Source organism: Streptomyces sp. NPDC002499 (assembly GCF_053595415.1).
Map to the genome: position 1 here is coordinate 567,657 of NZ_JBSFXO010000003.1, position 21,436 is coordinate 589,092.

Genomic DNA, 21,436 nt, shown 5'->3' on the forward strand with positions numbered 1-21,436 from the left:
TCCTAGGCGATCAGCGGGGCGGGAACGGGAAAGGGGACAAGGGGTGTTCAGGATGCTATCCGCACAAGTGACCGCACGTGGCGCAGGTCACCGAATCGGAGCCGACAACCGGAAGGGATGTGTCCGTCAGCGCGTGCCGGCGGCCGCGAGCTTCGCCACCGAGGCCACGTTGGTCTTGGTCACGAACGCCGGGCCGGTCAGTACGGGGGACACCCCGCCGCCGCTGACGTTGCCGTTGGTCTTGTACAGCCACAGCGAGTCCACCGCCAGATAGCCCTGCAGATACGGTTGTTGATCCACCGCGAACTGTACGGCGCCGCTCTGCACGGCCTTGACCAGGTCACTGTTGAGATCGAAGGTCGCGACATGGGCCCTGCTGCCCGCCGACTTCACGGACTTGACCGCGGTGAGCGCGAACTGCGCGCCGTTGGCGATGACTTCGTCGATCGTCGAGTCCTGCCGCAGCCGGGCCGTGATCATGGCCTCGGTCGCGTCGAAGTCGGTGCCCTCGACGTAGAGCATGTCGGTCTGGCCCGCGAAGGTCTTCTTCACTCCGGCGCAGCGCGCCTCCAGCGCGACGTTGCCGCGCTCGTGGATGACACACAGGGCGTGCTTGGCCTTGAGGTCGTCCAGTTTGTCGCCGACCGCCCGGCCGGCCACGCTCTCGTCCTGGCCGAAGTACTCCAGCAGCCCCACCGACTGCCAGGCGTCGATACCGGAGTTGAGGCCGACCACGGGGATGCCCGCCGCCTTCGCCTGGGCCACCGCGCCCGTCATGGCCTGCGGCTTGGCGAGGGTCAGCGCGATGCCGTCGACCTTGTCGCGCACCGCGTCCCGCACCAGTTCGGCCTGGCCCGTCGGGTCGGGGTCGCTGGCGTACGTCAGTTGGACGCCGTCCTTCGCGGCGGCGGTCTCCGCTCCCTTGCGCACCAGGTCCCAGAAGGCGTCGCCCTTGCCGCCGTGCGTGACCAGGGCGACCTTGAGCCCGGCACCCGCCTTGCCGGCGGAGTCCAGGCCGGCGTCCGACCCGCCCCCGGAGGAGCAGCCGGCCACGAGCAGCCCGACCACGGCCGCCAGAGCGGCGGCGCGGGAGAGTCTGTGGGACGCGGGGGGTGGGGGAGTGTTCATGAGGGTGCGGCACCTCGCTGTGCGCAGAGCTGGAGGAACGGCGAGAAGGAGCCTTCCGGGCGGCGCTCGCTGCGCGGTACGCCGACCGGGTGACTCTCGCTCGCCGGAGCCAATCGTGTGTGAGCACCGGTAGTCAAGTGAGCAGCCACTTGGAGTGAGTTGTCGACGCCCCATCGTGATGATGTTCCGGCCGGCGGGACAAGGCGGGTTCCAGGTGGCGGGACCATCAGGGCTTACGGGCCACGGCCCCGTACATCGCGATGTCCTCGTCGCGGATCCCGCCGTCGTCCGTGCCGTCGGGGTGCCACTTGTGGACCTGGACGATGCCCGGATCGACGAGTTCGAGCCCCGTGAAGAACTCGTTCGCCTCGGCGAAGGTGCGCAGCCGCATCGGCATGTCACGGGCCGCGTACTCGCGGGCGACCCGGCCGACCTCGGCGGGCGCGAACTCGGCCGTGCCGATGGACATCGCGAGGTAACTGCCGGACGGGAGCGGTTCCATGAGGCGGCGGACGATGCCGACGGCGTCGTGCTCGTCGAGCAGGAAGTGGACGATCGCGACGACGGTGAGGGCGACCGGCTCGGTCAGGTCGAGGGTGTCGCGGAAGGCGGGCGCGTCCAGCACGGCCGCCGGGTCGCGCATGTCCGCCTCGATGTACGCCGTGCGGCCCTCGGGGGTGCCGGCGAGCAGGTCCCGGGAGAGTTCCAGGACCAGCGGGTCGTTGTCGACGTAGACGACCCGCGACGACGGGGCCGCCGCCTGGGCGATCTCGTGGATGTTCGGCGAGGTGGGCAGGCCGGTGCCGATGTCGAGGAACTGGCGTACGCCCGCCTCCTCGGCCAGCCAGCGCACCGCGCGGTTCAGCCAGTCGCGGTTGGCGCGCATGTGGATCGGCAGGGCGGGCCACTCCCGGCACATGGCGTCGGCCGCCTCCCGGTCCGGCGGGTAGTGGTCCTTGCCGCCGAGGATGTAGTCGTAGATCCGCGCGGCGTGCGCGGTCCCGGTATCGATGCGGCCGGGCGGCGGGGCACTGTCGTCGGGCACGGCGTTCGCTCCTCTCGTCGGGGGCGGTTCTCTCGGGTACTTCGTCAACTCCCGCACATCGCAAACCACTTGAGCCTCACCGGGCACGACCCGGACGGACTCGGCGGGCATGCCGAAGGGACCCTCGGCGGGAGAGGGCCCGGGGGATCGCGCGACCGGCGGGCCCACGGACGTGGACCCGCAGTCGAGGGAGCGGCCGAGGGGTTACAGCTGGACGGCCGCCTTCGCCGCCCGTGCCTCTTTCCTGCGGCGCCGGCGGCTGACCCGGGGTTCCTGGTCCGGGAGCCAGCCGAAGATCATGCTGGCGCCGACGACCCCGAGGAGCAGGCCGATGAAGAAGCCGCCCAGGTTCGAGGTGACCCAGCTGCCCAGGGCGGCCAGGATGCCGACGATCGAGTAGAACAGGCGCTGGGCGGGGCTGAAGAGCGTCAGCAGGCCGCACAGCACCATCAGGGCGGGCAGCAGATAGCCGGTCATGCCCTGCATGCCGATGTGCATGGCGACCTTCAGCGAGACCTTCTCGGTGACCAGGATCTCGGCGCCGCCCAGCGCGAGCAGCAGCCCGCCCAGGAACGGCCGGGCGGCCCGCCAACCACGGAAGGCGGACCGCACGTCCTGCATCGAACGGCCCTTCATCAGCAACCCGTGTCGCTGAAGCTGAGCTTCAGGCCCGGCAGCTTGAAGACCCCCGCCGTGGTGGCGTAGTTGGTCTGCCGCAGGTTGTCGATGTGCACGGTGTCGGCCTGCTGGCTGAAGACGCCCTTCTTGCCCTGCACCCCGGCCTTGGTCAGCGTGCTGGCGTCGTTGCCGATCTCGATGTTGTTGAAGGCGGCGTTGCCGGACAGCTCGGTCGAGTCGGTGGTGAGATCGCTCGCGGTGACCTTCGTCGCGCCGGAACCCGCCTTGATGAGCAGGTTGATGCCGCCGAGGTCGACGCTCTGGCAGAGGCTGTCGAGCGTCGCGTTCTTGATCGCGGACGTGATGATCAGGACCTGACCGCCGGTGTCACCCTCGTTCGGGCTGTTCGGGATCATGTTGTCCAGATCGCCGAACTGCTCGAAGCCGGTGCCGTCGAGCGACTTGGCGGTGACCGTGAAGGGCATGCCGGAGATGGAGAACTGCACGCCCAGGGCGCCTTCGGCCGTGAGGATCGCGAGGCCGGCGGTGACCGCGACGGCGGGAACCGCCATCACGGCGGCGCGCCGCATCCGGACCCGGCCGCGTCTGGCGGGTTCGGTTGGGGAACCGCTTTCGGGGTTCTCCGGGGTGTTGTCGGCGGACGAGGCCATTTCTGCTCCCATGTGCATAGTCAGTGCGGGTTGGGCATCACGGCACGTTGTCCTGGCGCGGACAGCGGCTGCGGCGCACGCTCCTCACTGCTCCCGGTGGGCGTAAGGGCTTACTCGTACTCCGCAGTAGCCGTCGAGGAAGTTACCGGGGGTTACATTTTGTGGTCAAGGGAGTTGTGCAAAAAGAGTGTTGGTTATGTGTCATCTGTGCGTCACGGTCATGATGCGTCCCCCGCAAGGTTTTTGAACGAACGTCAACTCCCTTACTGGCTATTGACGTTGACTGACTCGCAGGTCTAGAACTGCCCCTGGCTTCCCTCGGATCCGTGGCGCCGGATCCCGCCACGCGGCACTGCCCGCGTCTCCCGGAACCCTCCTGTCCAGCACGGGCACTTCCCCCCTGGGCCCGTGTCGGACGCTCTCCCCGCCCGGCCCCGCCGACGGCCCTCCCCACGGGTCTTCGGCGGGACACCGGCCGGTCGTCGTCGCCGGTCCGTTGCGTACGGAGAAGGCGTAACGGGCCGGCGTCGACGGACGCCCGTCGGCGTCCGCCCATCCCCCCGATCCCGAGGCAGCTCCCTCGATCTCCGAGAAGCTCCCTCGGTCCCCCCAACCCCTTGAGTCCCACTCATGGAAAGAGGCACGCCCGCATGCGCACTCGCACCCTCATCACCCTCGTCGGAGCCGTCGCCGCCCTCTCGATCCCGGCGGCCGTCGTACCCGCCTCGGCGGCCGACACCCCCGTGCTGACCACCGGCTCCCTCGGCGGCACCCCCGTCGCGGTCGGCGACGTGCTGACCGCGCCGCTCGCCAGCGGCACCACCGCCACGCTCTACTCCAGCGCGACCGGCACCAGCGGCATCAAGTGCACCTCGTCGCAGCTCACCGCCACCGTCACCGACAACCCGACGGCGCCCGGCACGGCCACCGAGTCGGCCACCGCGCAGACCTTCGCCACCAGCAGCTGCACCAGCAACGTCCTGGGCGTGCTCGGCGTCAGCAGCATCACGGTCGACAACCTGCCCTACAGCACCACCGTGGCCTCGGACGGCACCCTGACCGTGACCCCGGCCAGCGGCTCCGCCATCCAGACCACGGTCAAGCTGACCACCCTGCTGGGCAGCATCACCTGTGTCTACCAGGCCCCGAGCCTGACCGGCACGACGAGCAACACCGACGCCAGCATCGCCTTCGCGAACCAGGCGTTCACCAAGACGTCGGGCTCGTCGCTCTGCTTCAGCGCCGGCTACTTCACCGCCAAGTACGCCCCGGTCACCTCCAACGGAGCGACCGTCTACGTCAACTGACGATCCGTCAATGATCCTGCGCCGGCGCTGACTTCAGCGTCGGCGCAGGCGCAGCGCCAGGGCGACGCCGCCGGTGAGCACCAGCACGGCGGCGGCGCCGCCCGCCATCATGGGTGCCGACGGGCTCGAATCGGCGGTGGGTGTGGAGGCGAGCGGGGTGCTGTCGGGCGTCGACGCGGCCGGAGAATCCGCGGCCGTCGGCGTGGGACTCGCCTGCGCGGGACGCGGACTGGCCGTAGGTGAAGGGGACTTGCTCGCGGGCTTCTTCGTGCTCTGCCCGCTGCCTCCGGTCGACGACGTGGCCTTCGTGCCCGTACCGCCGGACTTCGCCGCCGGGAACACCACGTCGGAGCAGGAGTAGTAGGTGTCCGACGTGCTGGTGTTCTGCCAGATCGTGTACAGGACGTGATGTCCCGTCCGGTCCGCCGGGAGCTTCGCGGTGATGCGGTAGGCGCCGTTCGTCAGCGCCGGGTCGGTGACCGCGGCGAAGGGCTGGTCCGGGATCTCGGACCACGTCAGCGGCTTGGCCGGGTCGTAACCGGGCTTGGTCAGATACAGCCTGAAGGTGCCGGTGTGCGGGATGGTCGAGGCGTACTTCATCGTCATCGTCGCGCCGGGCTTCAGCTGCGTCGACGGCCAGTCGGCGCGGGTCAGGTCGAGCCCCTTGTAGGCGGGCAGGTTGCCGCTGCACAGCTTGCCGTCCGGAATCGTCTGCCGGTCCCGCCCGTTGACGTCCGCCACCCGCAGGTTGTCCCACAGCGTGAAGGGCGCGCCGTTCGCGGCGATCGCCGCCCGGCAGGCCGAGGTGCCCGTCGAACCGCCGTCCGGGGAGCAGGCGTACACCCGGCTGACCGGATCCGTCGGGGCGCCGTGCGCCTGCGCGGGTCCGGCCGCCCACAGGGGCAGCAGGAACGGGGTCACGAGGGCTGCCGCGAGTGCGGTGCGGTGTGCGGTCATCCGGGACATCCGGAACGTCTCCTCGGCCGGCGCGGTAACGGGGTACTCCCGTGGAGTACGGGAAAAGGGGGCGGCGCGTTCATCGTGTGACACCGGGCGCGAAGGCGGGTGATACCGGTCAGCGAGGCGAGGGGCGGAAGTCGATCCGCGCAACGGGGACGACGGTCGGGAGCCGATCCACGCCGCATTGAAAACCAACCGGTCGCCTCGTACTCTTGGCGGTCAACGGCTTGGGAACCTGTCCGTCCGGTTTGTCGGCGATGAGTACCACGGTGACACGTGTCGTCGCACCCCGGCGGACGAACCGCCCGGCCAGGCCGGCGATCTCGAGGTGCGCAGGTCGGGGCCGCAGTACGGTGAGCTATGGTGTACGGGGAGTGAAGAACAAACGGCATGACCCGTTCTTTCCAGTCCCAGGAGTGTTCAGTCGATGCCGAGGCAGTTACGCGCCGAGCAGACCCGAGCGACGATCATCGCAGCCGCCGCCGACCTGTTCGACCGGCACGGCTATGAATCGACCAGCCTCAGCGACATCGTCGAACACGCCCAAGTCACCAAGGGCGCCCTCTACTTCCACTTCGCCGCGAAGGAAGACCTCGCGCACGCCATCATGGAGCTCCAGTCCAGGGTCTCGCGCGAGGTGGCGAGCGAGCTGGAGGGCCGGGGCTACTCGTCCCTCGAAGCCCTGATCCGCTTCACGTTCGGCGTCGCGCGCCTGTCCGTGGAGGACCCCGTCCCGCGCGCCGGACTCCGGCTCGCCACCGGGGTCGTCGCGATGCCGCCGCCCCTCACGCACCCCTTCACCGAGTGGCGCGACCTGGCCGCCCGCAAACTGCACGGCGCGGTCAAGGAGTCCGACGTCCACCCGGACATCGACATCGAGGCCGTCGCCCACGCCCTCGTCAGCTGGTTCGTCGGCACCCGCGTGGTCGGCCGCTCCCTCGAACCCGTCGCCCGCCAGCCCCGCCGGGTCGCCGAGATGTGGCACGTGATGATCCGCGGCCTGGTCCCGGTCACCCGCCGCGCCCGCTATCTGAGCCTCGCCTCGCGCCTGGAGCGGGAGATCCGCCCCGCCTGACCCGCGCGATACGGTGAGGCGCATGCCCCACACCCCGTCCGCGCCCGTGCTCCTGGCCGACGAACCCGGATCGTTCCCGCACAGCGTGCTCGCCGAGCGCCACCCCGCGATCGTCCGGCAGGTGCGAGAGGCCTTCCCGTACGGCCCCGCACAGCACCGCGCGCTCGACGCGCTCCTGGAGAACTGCACCAAGGGCGTCATCGAACCCCTCCCCGCCGACGCACCCGACCTGGACCGCTGGACGGCCTGGGGGCTGCCCGAGTACGTCGGCCGGTCCTGGTTCGACGTGCCGTGGCTGTGGTCGGAGAGCTGGTTCTACCGCCAACTCCTCGACGCGGTCGGCTACTTCACTCCAGGCCCCTGGCAGGGCATCGACCCGTTCCGCCTCTTCAAGCTCGCCGAACTGGACGGCCCGGAGACGGACGAGGAACTCGCCGCCCTCGACGACCTCGCGGACCGGCCGGCCGACGAGCGCGGCCGGGCGCTGCTGCACGGCTCGCTCTGGGGCAACCGCGCCGACCTCGGCTTCCGTCTCTCCGACGCGAGCGCGGCCGAAGCCGAAGTCGCCCCCGCACTGGTCGCCGACGACAGCGACACCTTCTGGTCGCTGCTCCCGCCCGGCGGCACCGGCACCCTGCACCTGATCGCCGACAACGCGGGCCGCGAACTCATCCCCGACCTCCTGCTCATCGCCCACCTCCTCGAGGAGGGGCGCGTAGGGGGAGCCGTCCTGCACCTCAAGCCGTATCCGTACTACGTCTCCGACGCCACGACCGCCGACTTCGTCGACGCCCTGCGGAAGTTGACCGGGGCGAGCGGCGCCGCCGCCGTATACGGCCGCACCCTGTGGTCCGCGACGGCCGACGGCACCCTCACGGTCCGCGCCCACCCCTTCGCCGCCGCGCCCCTGCCGTTCTCGGCACTCCCCGACGACCTGCGCGCCGAACTGGCCGGCGCCGAGCTGACCGTGGTCAAGGGCGACCTCAACTACCGCCGCCTGGTGGGCGATCGCCGCTGGCCGCCGACCACCCCCTTCTCGGACGTGACCTCGTACTTCCCCGGCCCGGTCGCCGCACTGCGCACCCTCAAGTCCGACGTCATCACCGGCCTGACCGCCGACACGGAGGCCGCGCTGGTGGCGGCCGAAGGGCAGCGCTGGCGGACCGGCGGCACCCACGCGCTGCTCCAGGTGCGCGTCTGACGTCACGTCAGCAGGCTCTGGGGGAACGCGTATGCGACCGAGATGACGTGGTGTGCGGGCTCAGGTCGCAGAATCCGCACGGGCGCCGACGCAGCCTCTAGCGTGGTCGGTTCAGGAACCGGCACCGCGCACCGAGGGAGTACCGAACGACATGCTGCGTATCGGAGTGGCACCGCACCGCCTGTGGCCCGCGCGGGAGGAGGAGGTCGACGGAGTCCTGGCGACCGCCCGCACGGCCGAGGAACTGGGCTTCGACCACGTCTTCGCGAGCGGCCACGCACTGGCGGGCGACTCCGGCGTGACCCCGGACCCGCTGGTGACGCTGGCCGCCGTGGCCGGGGCCACCGAGCGCATCGGCCTGGTCACCAGCATTCTCGTCCTGCCGCTCTACAACACGATCGTCCTCGCCCACCAGGCCGCCACCCTCGACCGGCTCTCCGGCGGCCGGTTCACCCTGGGCGTCGGCACCGGCTGGGACGCGTCCGAGTTCGCGGCCGTCGGCGTCCCGTTCGCCGGACGGGGCCGCCGGATGGACGAACAGCTGGGCACCGTACGGAAGTTGTGGCGCGGTGAGGGCGAGCCGCGGCTCGGGGTGCTGCCGCGCACCGAGGGCGGGCCGCAGGTGTGGGTCGGCGGGGGAAGCGACGCGGCGCTGCGCAGGGCGCTGCGGTACGGCGACGCCTGGCACGGGGCCGGGCTCGACGCCGCCGGACTGACCGCCGTACGGGAGCGTCTCGACGGCCTCGCCGAGGGGACCGGGCGCGATCCGGGGACGCTCGCGCTGACCACGGGCGCCTTCCTGGTGCCGCCGGGCTTCGCGCCGGCCGTCCCGGTGCCCGGCCGGCCGCTGGGCGGCGCGGACCCGAGCGCCGAGAGCGTGCGCGACGAACTCGGCGCGCTGGCCGAGGCCGGGCTCGCCGCGTGCTCGCTGTGGCTGCTGGTCGCCACCGACGAACTGCCGGACGCGCTCGGCTGGGTGGCCGACGAGATCCTTCCGCACTTCGCCAAGGACTGACATCGACTCACCTCGACTGACGTCGTTCCGCCGAGGACCGACGTCACCGCAGAAGCGGCACGCGCGCGTGGAGGCCGCACGCGCGCGTGGCGGTGGTGCGCGTCGCGTGAACGTGACCGCCACAAGAGGGCACCACCGCACCGGACTTCGCCCCTGATTCACGCGATGGTGTGATCATGTGCCGCCGCGCGGATGCCCCCGGAGGGGCGCGGGTAGGGCCCCGGCCATGACGCAGCAGCCCTTTGAACTCCCGCACTTCTACATGCCGTATCCCGCGCGGCTCAACCCGCATGTCGACGAGGCGCGCGCCCACTCGACCGCGTGGGCACGCGAGATGGGCATGCTGGAGGGGTCCGGGGTCTGGGAACAGTCCGACCTCGACGCGCACGACTACGGCCTGCTGTGCGCCTACACCCATCCCGAGTGCGACGGCCCCGCCCTTTCCCTGATCACCGACTGGTACGTGTGGGTCTTCTTCTTCGACGACCACTTCCTGGAGATCTTCAAGCGCACCCAGGACCGCGCCGGCGGCAAGGCCTACCTGGACCGGCTTCCGCTGTTCATGCCGATGGACCTGTCGACGCCGATGCCCGAGCCGCAGAACCCGGTCGAGGCCGGTCTCGCCGACCTGTGGACGCGCACGGTGCCGGCCATGTCCGAGGAGTGGCGGCGCCGCTTCTCGATCGCCACCGAGCACCTCCTCAACGAGTCCCTGTGGGAGCTGTCCAACATCAACGAGGGCCGGATCTCCAACCCGGTCGAGTACATCGAGATGCGCCGCAAGGTGGGCGGGGCGCCCTGGTCGGCGGGGCTCGTGGAGTACGCGACCGCCGAGGTGCCCGCCGCCGTCGCCGGGACGAGGCCGCTGCGGGTGCTGATGGAGACGTTCTCCGACGCCGTCCACCTGCGCAACGACCTGTTCTCCTACCAGCGCGAGGTCGAGGACGAGGGCGAACTGAGCAACGGCGTGCTCGTCCTGGAGACGTTCTTCGGCTGCACCACCCAGGAGGCCGCCGAGATCGTCAACGACGTACTGACCTCACGCCTGCACCAGTTCGAGCACACCGCCCTCACCGAGGTGCCCGCCGTCGCCCTGGAGAAAGGTCTCACCCCGGTCGAGGTGGCCGCGGTCGCCAAGTACACGCAGGGCCTTCAGGACTGGCAGTCCGGCGGCCACGAATGGCACATGCGCTCCAGCCGCTACATGAACGCACGCGCGCGTGCCACCACCCCCTGGCAGGCCCCGACCGGCCCCGGCACCTCCGCCGTCGACGTCGGCGCGCTGCTCGCGGCGGCCGGCGCCGAGCGGCTGCGCGCGTACACACACCTGCCGTACCAGAAGGTCGGCCCGTCCCTGCTGCCCGACTTCCACATGCCCTTCGAGGTCGAGCTGAACCCGCACCTGGACGCCGCCCGGCCCCGGCTCACCGCATGGATGCACGCCATGGGCATGCTGGAGGAGGGCGTGTGGGACGAGGACCGGCTCGCCGCCGCCGACCTCCCGTTGTGCGCGGCGGGCCTCGACCCGGACGCCTCGGCCGACTCCCTCGACCTGAGCTCGGGCTGGCTCGCCTGGGGGACCTACGGCGACGACTACTACCCGCTCGTCTTCGGCCACCGCCGCGACCTGGCCGCCGCCCGGCTGACCACCCTGCGCCTGTCGGACTGCATGCCCGTCGACGGCGAGGCGGTCCCGGTCCCGCTGAACGGCATGGAGCGCGGCCTGATCGACCTGTGGGCGCGCACGACGGCACAGATGTCTCCCGCGCAGCGGCGCACCCTCAAGGACGCGGTCGACAAGATGACCGAGAGCTGGGTGTGGGAGCTGTCCAACCAGATCCAGAACCGCATCCCCGACCCCGTCGACTACCTGGAGATGCGCCGCTCCACCTTCGGCTCCGACCTCACCGCGGGCCTGTGCCGCATGGGCCACGGCCCCGCCGTCCCGCCCGAGGTCTACCTCAGCGGCCCCGTCCGCTCCCTGGAGAACGCGGCCTTCGACTACGCGTGCCTGGTCAACGACGTCTTCTCGTACCAGAAGGAGATCGAGTACGAGGGCGAGATCCACAACGCGATCCTCGTCGTGCAGAACTTCTTCGGCATCGACTACCCGACCGCGCTTGCTGTCATCCACGACCTCATGACCCAGCGCATGGAACAGTTCCAACACGTCGCCGAGCACGAACTGCCGGTCATGTACGACGACTTCGACCTCACCGGGGAAGCGCGCGAGGTCATGGAGGGCTATGTGGCGGACCTGCGGAACTGGCTGGCCGGGATCCTCAACTGGCATCAGAAGGTGGACCGTTACAAGGCGGAGTACCTGGCCCGGCGCACGCACACCTTCCTGCCGGACCAGGTGCCGGCGCCGGTGTCGACGGTGATGTCGACAGGAGTGCCGACGGGGGTGTCGCTGCCGGTCGGCTGATGACACCGACCCGTCTTTCCCGGGTCAGTCTCACTCTTTCGTGGCATGTCGGGCGCCGGTGCCCCGGGTAGATCCCTTCCGGAGGCCGAACCACGGAGGCGATCCATGGCACAGACCGCGTTGCGTCCCAAGCCCATGCCCGGCCAGGAGCCGGGCGGCGGCGCCCCGACCGACCCCGCCCGGCGCCCGCATGCCGCGCGCCGGCGCGGGCGACGGGTCAGGGCCCTGCTGTTCGCCCTGTTCGTCGGCACGGTCCTGGTGCTGTCCGGGGTCGGCCTCGGCACCGTCGGCGCCACCGTGATCGGGATGAGCAAACTCGCCGACATGCAGCGCGAGGCGGCCCAGCAGGCACCGAGGTCCCAGGCGGGCGCGGCCCCTTCCCACCCTGCGTCGAAGGCGACCCCGGGCTCCTCGGCTGCCTCGGACTTGTCGGACACCTCGACCTCGTCGTCGACCCCGGCGCCGGCCACCCCGGCCGGCACCCTCGGCGTCGAGGCCGTGGACGCGGAGAAGACCGGCGCCCTGGTCGTCGGCGTCCACGTGCCGGGCCCCGGCTACACGGCGGGCCTGGTGCGCGGCGACGTACTCCTCAACCTCGACAAGACCCGCATCGACTCGGCGGCCGACCTCGCCCGGGCCGTCGCCGACGCCCGCCCCGGACATGAAGTCACCCTGACGGTCCGTCATCAGAGCGGCAACTACCAGCAGTTGACGGCCGTACCCGGCATCGTGACCTGACCGCCCGGCGGCGGGGAACAGGAGGGGCCGGGCCGTCGGGCACGGCCGGCCGGGAAATCCGGTGGCCCGGCCCCCGGACGCGGGCCACGATGAGCGCCATGCTGAGCACCCTTCTCGCCTTCCTCGGCGCCTGCACGCTCATCGCGGCCTCACCGGGCCCCAGCACCGTGCTGATCATCAAGCAGTCCCTGCGCAGCCGACGCTCCGGCTTCCTCACCGTGCTCGGGAACGAGACCGGCGTCTTCGTCTGGGGCGTCGTCGCCGCGTTCGGCCTGAGCGCCCTGCTCGCGGCCTCCCAGATGGCCTACGACGTGATGCGGATCGTCGGCGCGGTCGTCCTGGTCGGCTTCGGCGTCCAGGCCCTTCGCCAGGCGCGCCGGGCGAAGGGAACGGCACAGGGGACCACGGAGGACGAGTCGTCGGACGCGGCGGGGGAGAGCGGCCGGGCCGCCTACCGGCGCGGGCTGCTGCTCAACCTCGCCAACCCCAAGGCGGCCGTCTTCGCCCTCTCCTTCCTGCCGCAGTTCGTGCCCCAGGGCGCCCCGCACCTGCTCACGACGGTCGGCCTGGCCGCGCTCTGGGCGGTCTACGAGGTCGGCTACTACGGCCTGTACGTGTGGTTCGTGGGGCGCCTGCGGACCGTCCTGTCCCGTGCGGGAGTGCGCCGGCGTCTGGAGCAGGTCTCCGGCGGTGTGCTGGTGCTCCTCGGCGTCCGCCTCGCCCTGGAGGGCTGACGGCAGGTCCGTCGGGCGGGTACGAGACCCGCGAACCGGCTCGCGCGACCCCTTGTGTCCGGGCAGGATGCTCCCCGTAGGCCCCAGTGGTTCCCGCATCCGTCCAGGGAGGCCCGGATGACCGGCAGTACGCCCGCGCCCTTCACCGCCGACGACTACCGGGCCCGCATGGAGCGTGCCGCCCGGGCCGCGGCCGAGGCCGGTCTCGCCGGGCTCCTGGTGGCCCCCGGGCCCGACCTCGTGTGGCTCACCGGTTACGCGCCCACGGCGATCACGGAACGCCTCACGCTGCTGGTCCTCGCCCCGGGCCGGGCCCCCGTCCTCGTCGTCCCCACTCTGGAGGCCCCGGACGCCGCCAACGCCCCGGGCGCGCCCGCGCTGAACCTGCGCGACTGGACCGACGGCAAGGACCCCTACGCCGCCACCGCCGCCCTGCTCGACTCCACCGGCCGCTTCGGCGTCAGCGACAACGCCTGGGCGCTGCACCTGCTCGGCCTCCAGCGGACCCTGCCCGGCACCACGTACGCCGCCCTCACCGAGGCCCTGCCGATGCTGCGGGCCGTCAAGGACGCGGCGGAGCTGGACCTGATGGCAGCCGCGGGCGCGGCTGCGGACGCAACGTTCGAGGAGATCCGGAAGGTTCCCTTCGGCGGCCGCAAGGAGTCCGAGGTCAGTGCCGACCTCGCCGACCTGCTGCGCCGCTTCGGCCACTCCCAGGTCGACTTCACCATCGTCGCCTCGGGCCCCAACGGCGCCAACCCGCACCACGAGGTCGGCGAGCGCGTCATCGAGCGGGGCGACATGGTCGTCCTCGACTTCGGCGGCCTCAAGGACGGCTACGGCTCCGACACCTCCCGTACGGTCCACGTCGGCGAACCCACCGAGGAGGAGCGCCGGGTGCACGACCTCGTGCGCGCGGCCCAGGAGGCGGGCTTCCGGGCGGTGCGTCCCGGCGTCGCCTGCCAGGAGGTCGACCGGGCCGCCCGCGCGGTCATCGTGGACGCCGGGTACGGCGAGTACTTCATCCACCGCACCGGGCACGGCATCGGCGTCACCACGCACGAGCCGCCGTACATGATCGAGGGCGAACAGCAGCCCCTCGTACCCGGGATGTGCTTCTCCGTGGAGCCCGGCGTCTATCTGCCGGGCCGGTTCGGGGTGCGCATCGAGGACATCGTCACGGTCACCGAGGACGGCGGCCGTCGGCTCAACAACACCGATCGCGAACTGGTCGTGGTGGACTGACCGGCCGCATGGACACCCCCAGCACACCCCCGAGCGACAACGGCGCGACCATGACCCAGGCACCGACACCCACCGCGGACACCGTCCGCCGACTGGTCCGTTCCCTGCTCAAGGACGGCACCGACAGCGGCACGGGCCCCGCCGTGCGGCCCGTCGCCGAGAGCGGCGAGCACTCCACCTGGTGGGTCGGCACCCGCCATGTGCTGCGGCTGGCCCCCGACCGCGAGGCCACCGTCCGCCAGCGCCGCGAACTGCGCCTGCGCGACCTCGTACGCCCGCACCTGCCCGTCGCGGTGCCGACCAGCGTGGCGCACGGCGAGTGGTCGCCCGGGCTGACGTACACGCTCGACACCCTGGTGCCCGGCGGCACGGCGGGCGAGCACGACGTGTCCGCCGTCGGCGAGGCCGACCTCGCGGGGCTGCTGACAGGGCTGCGCGAGGTGCCCGCGCGGCAGGCCGAGGTGTTCGGGGTGCCGCGGGTCGCGCCGCGTTCCCTGGAGGCGCTGCGCCGGATGGCGGTGCAGGACGCCGAACGCCTGGGCGCCGCCGACGAGTTCGACCCGGCACGGCTGCACCAGCTGCCCTCGCAGGCCGCCGTCCAGCTGGCCGCGGCCCAGCACGGCGGAGCGGTCCTCGTGCACCACGCCCTCAAGGGCGAGCACCTCGTGGTCAGCGTCGACGGCCGGGTGCGCGGTGTCCTCGACTGGACCGACGCGGCCCTCGGCGACCCCGCCGAGGACATCGCCGGACTCGCCGTCGCCGTCGGCTCACCCGCCGCCGTCCGCGCCGCCACCCTTGCCGGCTACGGCGCCCGCCCCTGTCTGCGCGGCCTGTGGCTCGCCCGCTGCGACACGGTGATCCGCCTCGCCGCCGCCCTGAAGGATCACGACACCGACTCCCTGCCCCTGCTCGCGCTGCAACTCCGGCACGCCTGGGAGGCGATCCTGCTGGAGCGGGTCACGGAGCTGCGGGAGGACGGCTCGGACGGCGAGCTCTGAGGGCCCCGGCACCCGGCCCGTGGCCTCCCGCCGTCTCGCCGCCGCTACCCCTGGAGCAGCACGACGGCCGACTCCCCGGGCACGTTCAGCACCCCGTCCGCGCCCGGTGCCTCCACCGGCTCCCACGCGGCGAGCACGCGCGCCTGGCGCGGGCCCAGGGGGATCGCCGCGGGCTCCTTGGCGAGGTTCACGGCCACCCGGACGTCCCCGCGCCGGAAGGCGAGCCAGCGCTCGCCCTCGTCGTACGCGACCTTGGTGTCGGCGAGGTCGGGGTCGGTGAGGTCGGGCTGCTCCTGGCGCAGCGCGAGGAGGCGGCGGTACCAGGCCAGTACGCGCGCGTGGGGCTCGTCGTCGAGTTCGCTCCAGTCGAGGACGGAGCGGTCGCGGGTCGCCGGGTCCTGCGGGTCGGGCACGTCCTCCTCGGCCCATCCGTGCGGTGTGAACTCCCGCCGCCTGCCCCGCCGTACGGCGTCCGCGAGCTCGGGGTCGGTGTGGTCGGTGAAGAACTGCCAGGGCGTGCCGGCCGCCCACTCCTCGCCCATGAACAGCATCGGTGTGAAGGGCGCCGTCAGCGTGAGGGCGGCCGCGCAGGCGAGCAGGCCGGGGGAGAGGCCGGCGGACAGGCGGTCGCCCTGGGCGCGGTTGCCGACCTGGTCGTGCGTCTGGCTGTAGCCCAGCAGGCGGTGCGCCGCCACGCGCACGCGGTCCAGGGGGCGGCCGTGGTGGCGGCCGCGGAAGCTGGACCAGGTGTTGTCGTGGAAGTAGCCGCCGGTGAGCGTCTTGGCCACCGCGGCCAGCGGGGCGCGCGCGAAGTCGGCGTAGTAGCCCTGCGATTCACCGGTCAGTGCGGTGTGCAGGGAGTGGTGGAAGTCGTCGTTCCACTGCGCGTGCAGCCCGAGGCCGCCCTCCGCGCGCGGGGTGATCAGCCGCGGGTCGTTCAGGTCGGTCTCGGCGATCAGGAACAGCGGCCGGCCGAGGTCGATGGCGAGGGCGTCGACGGCGGTGGACAGCTCCTCCAGGAAGTGCAGCGCGCGTGTGTCCGCCAGCGCGTGCACCGCGTCCAGGCGCAGCCCGTCGATGCGGTGGTCGCGCAGCCAGGACAGGGCGCTGCCCAGCAGATAGGCCCGCACCTCGTCGGAGCCCGGCGCGTCCAGGTTCACGGCCGAACCCCACGGTGTGTGGTGGGTGTCCGTGAAGTACGGCCCGAACGCCGGCAGGTAGTTGCCGGACGGACCGAGGTGATTGTGCACGACGTCCAGGACGACGCCCAGGCCCAGTTCGTGCGCCCGGTCGACGAACCGTTTCAGCGCCTCGGGTCCGCCGTACGGCTCGTGCACCGCCCACAGCGAGACGCCCTCGTAGCCCCAGCCGTGTCTGCCGGGGAAGGGGCACAGGGGCATCAACTCGACGTGAGTGATGCCCAGTTCGGCGAGATGCCCGAGGCGTTCGGCCGCCGCGTCCAGGGTGCCCTCGGGTGTGTACGTGCCCACGTGCAGCTCGTACAGGACCGCGCCCGGCAGCGGCCGTCCGGCCCACTCGGCGCGCCACTCGTAGCTCCCCTGGTCGACGACCGCGCTCAGCCCGTCGGGGCCGTCCGGCTGCTGGCGCGAGCGCGGGTCCGGCAGCACCGGGCCGTCGTCGAGCGCGAATCCGTAGCGCGTGCCGGCCCGCGCCTCCGCCTCACCACGCCACCAGCCCTCGCGCCCCGGATCACGCTCCAACGCGCGCGTGGCGCCGTCGCAATGGAGCGTCACACGGTCGGCCTGCGGTGCCCACACCTCGAACTGCACGGACGGTTCCCCTTCGTCTGCTCACCGGGATGTAGCCACACCATCGTGCTTCAAACGCGATCAATCCGCTTTTGGATCCGCCCTTTTGTGGTGGGTGTCGTCAGGTACGCACGCGTGGTGACCGTTTTCTCGTTTTCTGGACACCCGGAGTTCGCTGCCCGACAATCACGAACGTGACGTCGTCCTTCGAGTTCAACACGTACCCCGCGCGGCTGTCCGACGCGGAGCGCGACAAGGCGCTGAAGGTGCTCCGTGACGGCGTCGCCATGGGACGGCTGTCGCACGACACGTTCATCCGCCGGATGGAGGTGGCGCTGGCCGCCCGCCGCTCCGACGAACTGGCCGCGCTCACCGCCGACCTGCCCACCGAGAGCCGCGTCTCGCGCCTGGTGTTCGGCACCGTGGAGGCCGTCTCCGGCTTCACCGTACGGCTGCGCAGGGCCTGGCAGGCCGAGCGGCTGCCCAAGTTGCTGCTGCCCCACCCGGCGAGCGGCTACCCGCTGCGCATCGGCCGCGACCCGGCGAACGGGCTGCGCCTGACCCACGAGACGGTCTCCCGGGTGCATGCCGAACTGAGCCGGCAGGGCGGCATGTGGGTGCTGCGGGACCTCGGCTCGACCAACGGCACGACGGTGAACGGACGGCGCGTCATCGGCGCGGCCGTCGTCCGAGAGGGCGACCAGATCGGGTTCGGACGGATGACGTACCGGCTCGCCGTCGACTGAGCGCTTCCGCGCCGCTTCGACGAGCTTCGGTCGTGGACGCCCGGCCGTGGACTTTCCGACCGCCTACTTCCGGCCATCGTTGGCCTGAGCATGACAGGCTGTTGATCTGTTGCGGAGGGCCGAATCCCTTTCCCGGCAGCGGTGTTGACGTACCTCCCCGGCCGTGACTGACTGTGCGTACACCATGCACATCCGGTGAATCGGCGGTACCACTATGTGGAGGTGTGCCCTGGTACCCCTCCTCCGCTACCCGACCGTCGACGAACTCGGCGCGCGGGCGGCGGCTCTGGTCGCCCGGCGTCCCCAGGACGCCCGGCTGCGCAGGGTAGGCACCTCGCGCGCGGGCACCCCCCTGTGGCTCCTTTCCGTCGGACACGGCGTCAGACAGGCCCTCGTCGTCGCCGGACCGCACGCCAACGAACCCGTCGGCGGCGCCACCGTGCTGCGGCTCGCCGAACGCGCCCTCGCCGACCCCCGGCTCACCGAGGGCGCCGACGCCACCTGGAACCTGCTGCTCTGCCTCGACCCCGACGGACTGCGCCGCAACGAGGGCTGGCTGCCGGGCCCGTACACGCTGGGCCGGTACTTCCGGAACTTCTTCCGGCCCGGCTTCATGGAACAGCCCGAGTGGCTGCCCGACGGCGCGGCCGGCGCCGTACTGCCGGAGACCCGCACCCTCCTCGACCTCCAGGACGAACTGCGGCCCTTTCTGCAGTGCTCCCTGCACGGCGTCGACGTCGGCGGCGGCTTCGTCGAGCTCACCCACGACCTGCCCGGCCTCGCCCGCCGCGTCGCCCACACCGCGGCCCGCCTCGGCGTACCGCGCGAACTGGGCCCGTACGACACCCTGTACTGGCCCAACCTCGGGCCGGCCGTCTACCGCATCCCGCCGCCGCAGCGCGGCGACCTGGCCGCGGCCATCACCGAGGCGGCCGTCGAGTCGACCTGGTTCCACCCCTACCGGCACGGGACCGTGACGGCGGTCGTCGAGGCGCCCATGTGGGCCGTCGACGCCGTGGCCGACGGTTCGCCGCCCGCCGACGGGGCCGCGGTCCTGCGCACGGTCAGCCACACCCTGCGCCACGACGCCCGGCGCCTCGCCGACCTCCTCGCACGCATCCGCCCGCACCTCGCGGGCGTGCCGGACGCGGCGCGCCTGCTCGCCCCGGTGGACGACTATTTACTGGTCTGCCCCGGCCTCGCCGACACCTGGGACCCCGACATCGCCGCCGGCGCGCGCCCGTTGCCGCCGCTCAGCACCGCCCACCTGGCCGCCCTGCGCATCGCCGGACGGCGCCTGGCGCTGCGCACCGCCGGACTGCTGCACCAGCTCGTGACCCGGGCGGGCCGCGACCAGGCCCGGGTGCGGGCGGACCTCGACCGCCTGATCGACGAGTGGTGCGCCGACTACCGGGACGGCTGCGGCGCGCGGTGGATCCCGGTCTCGCGCCAGGTCGAGTACCAGTCGCGGGTCGTGCTCGCCGCGTTCGAACTCGCCGGGCGGCACGCGTCCGCGCGCTCCCGTTCGGGTGAGCCGGGGTGGGGTTCCGAAGCCGCCGTGCCGATGCATCGGGAATGACTGCATCTGCTTCGACCGCGACCCGGGGAGGGCTGTTGTCGGCCGCCCTCCTGCTCCTCGCCTGCTCGGCCCCCGCGGTGGCGGCGCCCACGGACGCCTTCCCCGGCAACCACCTCTACCTCACCGTCACCAAGGGCGACGCCCGCTCCAGCGACACCCGCGGCACGCTGCTGCTGTGCGACCCGCCCCAGGGCCACCACCAGGCGGCCGAGGCCTGCGCCGAACTCGCGGCGGCGGACGGCGACATCGCCGCGATCCCGGCCAAGGACGTCTTCTGCTCGATGGTCTACGCGCCGATCAGCGTGCACGCGCGCGGGGAGTGGCGGGGCCGCCCGGTCGAGTACGCGCAGACCTTCTCCAACGCGTGCGTGCTGGCGGCCCGGACCGGATCGGTGTTCGCGCTCGACGGCTGAGGACAGGAGACGGGGGTACGGCGACGAGCTGTACGCGTGCGTGCCTCACCCGGCCCGCTCGCGCGCGTACAGCGCTGCCGCCACGACCGTGCGGGACTGGTGCTCGACCTGGTGCTCCAGCGGGACCCAGCGGGCGCGGAAGCGGTCCGCGAAGGCGTCGCTCCAGATCGCCACGAGCCGGTCCAGGCGCGCTGCCGCATGGTCGTCGGTCTCCCGCAGGACCCGCAGCAGCATGGCGGCCGCGCGCAGCGGCAGCCGCCGGGCGAAGGCGTCCACGCTGCCGACGTACGCCATCGTGTTGTCGGCGGGCGGTGTGTGCATCCAGTCCGCGGCCAGGCCCGGTATCAGCTCCAGCGCCCACCTGGCGGCGCGCAGCAGCGGCCCGTCGACGCCCGCAAGGCGCGGCAGCGCCTCGGTGAGCGTCCGGTCGACCTCCGTGCCGTCCCGCAGCAGCCGGCGCGCCAGTTGACGGATCGCCGCGGCCGGCGCGGGATGCGGGGCCGCGTCGTCCACCAGGTCGCTCGCCCACATCGGCACCTCCACCACCGCGGTCAGGCCGCCGTAGCGATGGGCGTGGTACCAGGTGCTGTGCCGTGCGTCGTCCGGCATGCTCGGGTACGCGGCGCCCGCGCCGGGCGAGGGCATCACATGCACCCCGGGCCCGGACGCCGACCAGCCGGCCGCGTCCGAGGCGCCGGTCTCCACCGGGATGTGCAGCTCCGCCGCGGACTTGGCGAACGGCTCGGCGAGCCCGGGCAGGTCCTTGGTCAACTGGACCCAGCTGCCGCCCAGATCGGTGCCGTGCAGGGTCACCTGGAGGTAGGGGCGCAGCTCGTCGATGACCCGGGTCAGCGTCCGGGTCTCGGGCGGCAGCCGGTCCGGCGGCAGCACCGAGGGCGCCCACTCCGGCTGCTCCTCGGCGGCCGGCCGGAAGAAACCGCGGTGGTACTCGTACAGGCTGCGCGGTGCCGGTGTGACGTGCAGGCTCGCCCCGTCGGGGTCCGCGCAGAGCAGGAAGTGCCAGGACGTGTCGGAGCGCAACTCCCGCTCCTCCAGCACGCGTTCGGCGAGCGCGAGGACCGTGGCGCCGCCGGTGGGTTCGTTGGCGTGGGCTCCCGCGACGACGAGCACGGCGCGTCGGGCATGGCCGACGGACAGCAGGTGGAGGGGCCTGCCCGCGCGGGAGGTGCCCACTTGTCGCAGCGTGCACAGAGCCGGCCGACGTAAGGCCACATCCCGTGCGAATGCTGAGAGTTGGGCCACGGTGGGGTAGCGCAGCTGCGGCAGGAGACTCACCCCCGTCACGTCCGCCCGGCTTCGCATTCGCAGTACCCCATGGCGGTTCGGGGCCTGTCAAGGACGGCACGGGGGAGGCTCCAGGGGGCGCCCAGAGGCATTTACCGCCAGCGGGAAGGGCCGTTGCTGCCAGCGGGGGTGCGGTATCCGAGAGCCCGGGGGCGTGGGCACCGGCGTACGGCAGTCGGGACCCACCAGGTGCGTGCCGAACACCCGGTACTCGGCCGCCATTTGACGAACGGTGAGCGGATCGGCCCGATTCCGCCGCCGCCCGGCACCGGGAGGGCCGCGGGACGGCCGCCGGACGGTGGCGGGGAGCCCGGGCGTGCACCGGCCGTCGCCGCCCGGCACCGCGCGCCGGCCGTCCGGCGCCGGCCCCGGGAGTGCGCGCGGACACGAGCCGGTGGCCGGTACGACGGACCGGCGCGCCGTGAGGTTCCGCACGCGGGTCGGAGCACTCGGAGCACTCG

Annotated in this window: 19 protein-coding genes; 12 read left to right on the forward strand and 7 right to left on the reverse strand. The window is 72.3% G+C overall.

Features of this window, described 5'->3' with window-relative positions; genetic code table 11:
- Nucleotides 1-126: 126 nt before the first annotated feature.
- The 4 genes from ACWD5F_RS10450 to ACWD5F_RS10465 all read right to left on the reverse strand — a co-directional run bounded on the left by ACWD5F_RS10450 (nucleotide 127) and on the right by ACWD5F_RS10465 (nucleotide 3,462).
- The gene (locus tag ACWD5F_RS10450) at nucleotides 127-1,128 is read right to left on the reverse strand and encodes a substrate-binding domain-containing protein (protein ID WP_401717237.1); all 1,002 of its coding nucleotides are present in this window, start codon (nucleotides 1,126-1,128) and stop codon (nucleotides 127-129) included.
- A 226-nt stretch (nucleotides 1,129-1,354) separates the two neighbouring features.
- Nucleotides 1,355-2,173: an SAM-dependent methyltransferase gene (locus ACWD5F_RS10455; protein ID WP_451252975.1), complete on the reverse strand. Its 819-nt coding sequence runs from the start codon at nucleotides 2,171-2,173 to the stop codon at nucleotides 1,355-1,357.
- A 204-nt stretch (nucleotides 2,174-2,377) separates the two neighbouring features.
- Entirely contained in the window at nucleotides 2,378-2,794 is a 417-nt protein-coding gene (locus ACWD5F_RS10460) for a DUF6114 domain-containing protein (RefSeq protein ID WP_451252977.1), read from the reverse strand.
- 14 nt (nucleotides 2,795-2,808) lie between these two features.
- On the reverse strand, nucleotides 2,809-3,462 hold the full coding sequence (locus ACWD5F_RS10465; protein ID WP_451252979.1) for a DUF6230 family protein: 654 nt from the start codon (nucleotides 3,460-3,462) through the stop codon (nucleotides 2,809-2,811).
- A 650-nt stretch (nucleotides 3,463-4,112) separates the two neighbouring features.
- Here ACWD5F_RS10465 and ACWD5F_RS10470 point away from each other — a divergent pair.
- Nucleotides 4,113-4,769 carry a Tat pathway signal sequence domain protein gene (locus ACWD5F_RS10470; RefSeq protein ID WP_401717248.1) on the forward strand — a complete coding sequence of 219 codons (657 nt, stop codon included), beginning with the start codon at nucleotides 4,113-4,115 and terminating at the stop codon, nucleotides 4,767-4,769.
- A 33-nt stretch (nucleotides 4,770-4,802) separates the two neighbouring features.
- On the opposite strand, the gene ACWD5F_RS10475 is transcribed toward ACWD5F_RS10470, so the two are convergent.
- Entirely contained in the window at nucleotides 4,803-5,735 is a 933-nt protein-coding gene (locus tag ACWD5F_RS10475) for a lytic polysaccharide monooxygenase auxiliary activity family 9 protein (protein WP_451252982.1), read from the reverse strand.
- A 421-nt stretch (nucleotides 5,736-6,156) separates the two neighbouring features.
- Between ACWD5F_RS10475 and ACWD5F_RS10480 the strand changes: the two genes are divergently transcribed.
- The 8 genes from ACWD5F_RS10480 (at nucleotide 6,157) to ACWD5F_RS10515 (ending at nucleotide 15,163) form a co-directional block, all read left to right on the forward strand.
- Nucleotides 6,157-6,804: a ScbR family autoregulator-binding transcription factor gene (locus tag ACWD5F_RS10480; protein WP_451252984.1), complete on the forward strand. Its 648-nt coding sequence runs from the start codon at nucleotides 6,157-6,159 to the stop codon at nucleotides 6,802-6,804.
- Between the two features lie 22 nt (nucleotides 6,805-6,826).
- Nucleotides 6,827-8,005 (forward strand): damage-control phosphatase ARMT1 family protein, encoded by a 1,179-nt coding sequence (locus ACWD5F_RS10485; RefSeq protein WP_451252986.1) that lies wholly within the window; start codon nucleotides 6,827-6,829, stop codon nucleotides 8,003-8,005.
- Between the two features lie 151 nt (nucleotides 8,006-8,156).
- Nucleotides 8,157-9,020, forward strand: coding sequence for a TIGR03619 family F420-dependent LLM class oxidoreductase (locus tag ACWD5F_RS10490; protein ID WP_451252988.1), 864 nt, complete (start codon nucleotides 8,157-8,159; stop codon nucleotides 9,018-9,020).
- Nucleotides 9,021-9,246: 226 nt separating this feature from the next.
- Entirely contained in the window at nucleotides 9,247-11,448 is a 2,202-nt protein-coding gene (cyc2, locus tag ACWD5F_RS10495) for a germacradienol/geosmin synthase Cyc2 (protein ID WP_451252990.1), read from the forward strand.
- A gap of 105 nt (nucleotides 11,449-11,553) precedes the next feature.
- On the forward strand, nucleotides 11,554-12,186 hold the full coding sequence (locus tag ACWD5F_RS10500) for a PDZ domain-containing protein (RefSeq protein WP_451252992.1): 633 nt from the start codon (nucleotides 11,554-11,556) through the stop codon (nucleotides 12,184-12,186).
- 98 nt (nucleotides 12,187-12,284) lie between these two features.
- Nucleotides 12,285-12,920 carry a LysE family translocator gene (locus ACWD5F_RS10505; protein WP_401717266.1) on the forward strand — a complete coding sequence of 212 codons (636 nt, stop codon included), beginning with the start codon at nucleotides 12,285-12,287 and terminating at the stop codon, nucleotides 12,918-12,920.
- Nucleotides 12,921-13,037: 117 nt separating this feature from the next.
- Nucleotides 13,038-14,165 (forward strand): aminopeptidase P family protein, encoded by a 1,128-nt coding sequence (locus ACWD5F_RS10510; RefSeq protein WP_451252994.1) that lies wholly within the window; start codon nucleotides 13,038-13,040, stop codon nucleotides 14,163-14,165.
- Nucleotides 14,166-14,215: 50 nt separating this feature from the next.
- Complete coding sequence (locus tag ACWD5F_RS10515; protein WP_451253194.1) at nucleotides 14,216-15,163, forward strand: aminoglycoside phosphotransferase family protein; 948 nt, start codon at nucleotides 14,216-14,218, stop codon at nucleotides 15,161-15,163.
- Nucleotides 15,164-15,207: 44 nt separating this feature from the next.
- Here the strand turns inward: ACWD5F_RS10515 and treZ are convergent, their stop codons facing one another.
- Nucleotides 15,208-16,953 carry a malto-oligosyltrehalose trehalohydrolase gene (gene treZ, locus ACWD5F_RS10520; RefSeq protein WP_451252996.1) on the reverse strand — a complete coding sequence of 582 codons (1,746 nt, stop codon included), beginning with the start codon at nucleotides 16,951-16,953 and terminating at the stop codon, nucleotides 15,208-15,210.
- Nucleotides 16,954-17,126: 173 nt separating this feature from the next.
- Here treZ and ACWD5F_RS10525 point away from each other — a divergent pair, with 173 nt between their 5' ends.
- From ACWD5F_RS10525 to ACWD5F_RS10535, 3 genes are all read left to right on the forward strand, one after another.
- Nucleotides 17,127-17,678: an FHA domain-containing protein gene (locus tag ACWD5F_RS10525; protein WP_123996929.1), complete on the forward strand. Its 552-nt coding sequence runs from the start codon at nucleotides 17,127-17,129 to the stop codon at nucleotides 17,676-17,678.
- Nucleotides 17,679-17,892: 214 nt separating this feature from the next.
- A complete protein-coding gene (locus ACWD5F_RS10530; protein ID WP_451253000.1) occupies nucleotides 17,893-19,257 on the forward strand; it encodes a M14 family zinc carboxypeptidase in 1,365 nt (454 codons plus the stop codon).
- On the forward strand, nucleotides 19,254-19,670 hold the full coding sequence (locus tag ACWD5F_RS10535) for an SSI family serine proteinase inhibitor (protein ID WP_451253002.1): 417 nt from the start codon (nucleotides 19,254-19,256) through the stop codon (nucleotides 19,668-19,670). Before ACWD5F_RS10530 ends, ACWD5F_RS10535 begins: the two co-directional genes overlap by 4 nt.
- 45 nt (nucleotides 19,671-19,715) lie before the next feature.
- On the opposite strand, the gene ACWD5F_RS10540 is transcribed toward ACWD5F_RS10535, so the two are convergent.
- Complete coding sequence (locus ACWD5F_RS10540; protein ID WP_451253004.1) at nucleotides 19,716-20,966, reverse strand: M14 family zinc carboxypeptidase; 1,251 nt, start codon at nucleotides 20,964-20,966, stop codon at nucleotides 19,716-19,718.
- Nucleotides 20,967-21,436: the final 470 nt, after the last annotated feature.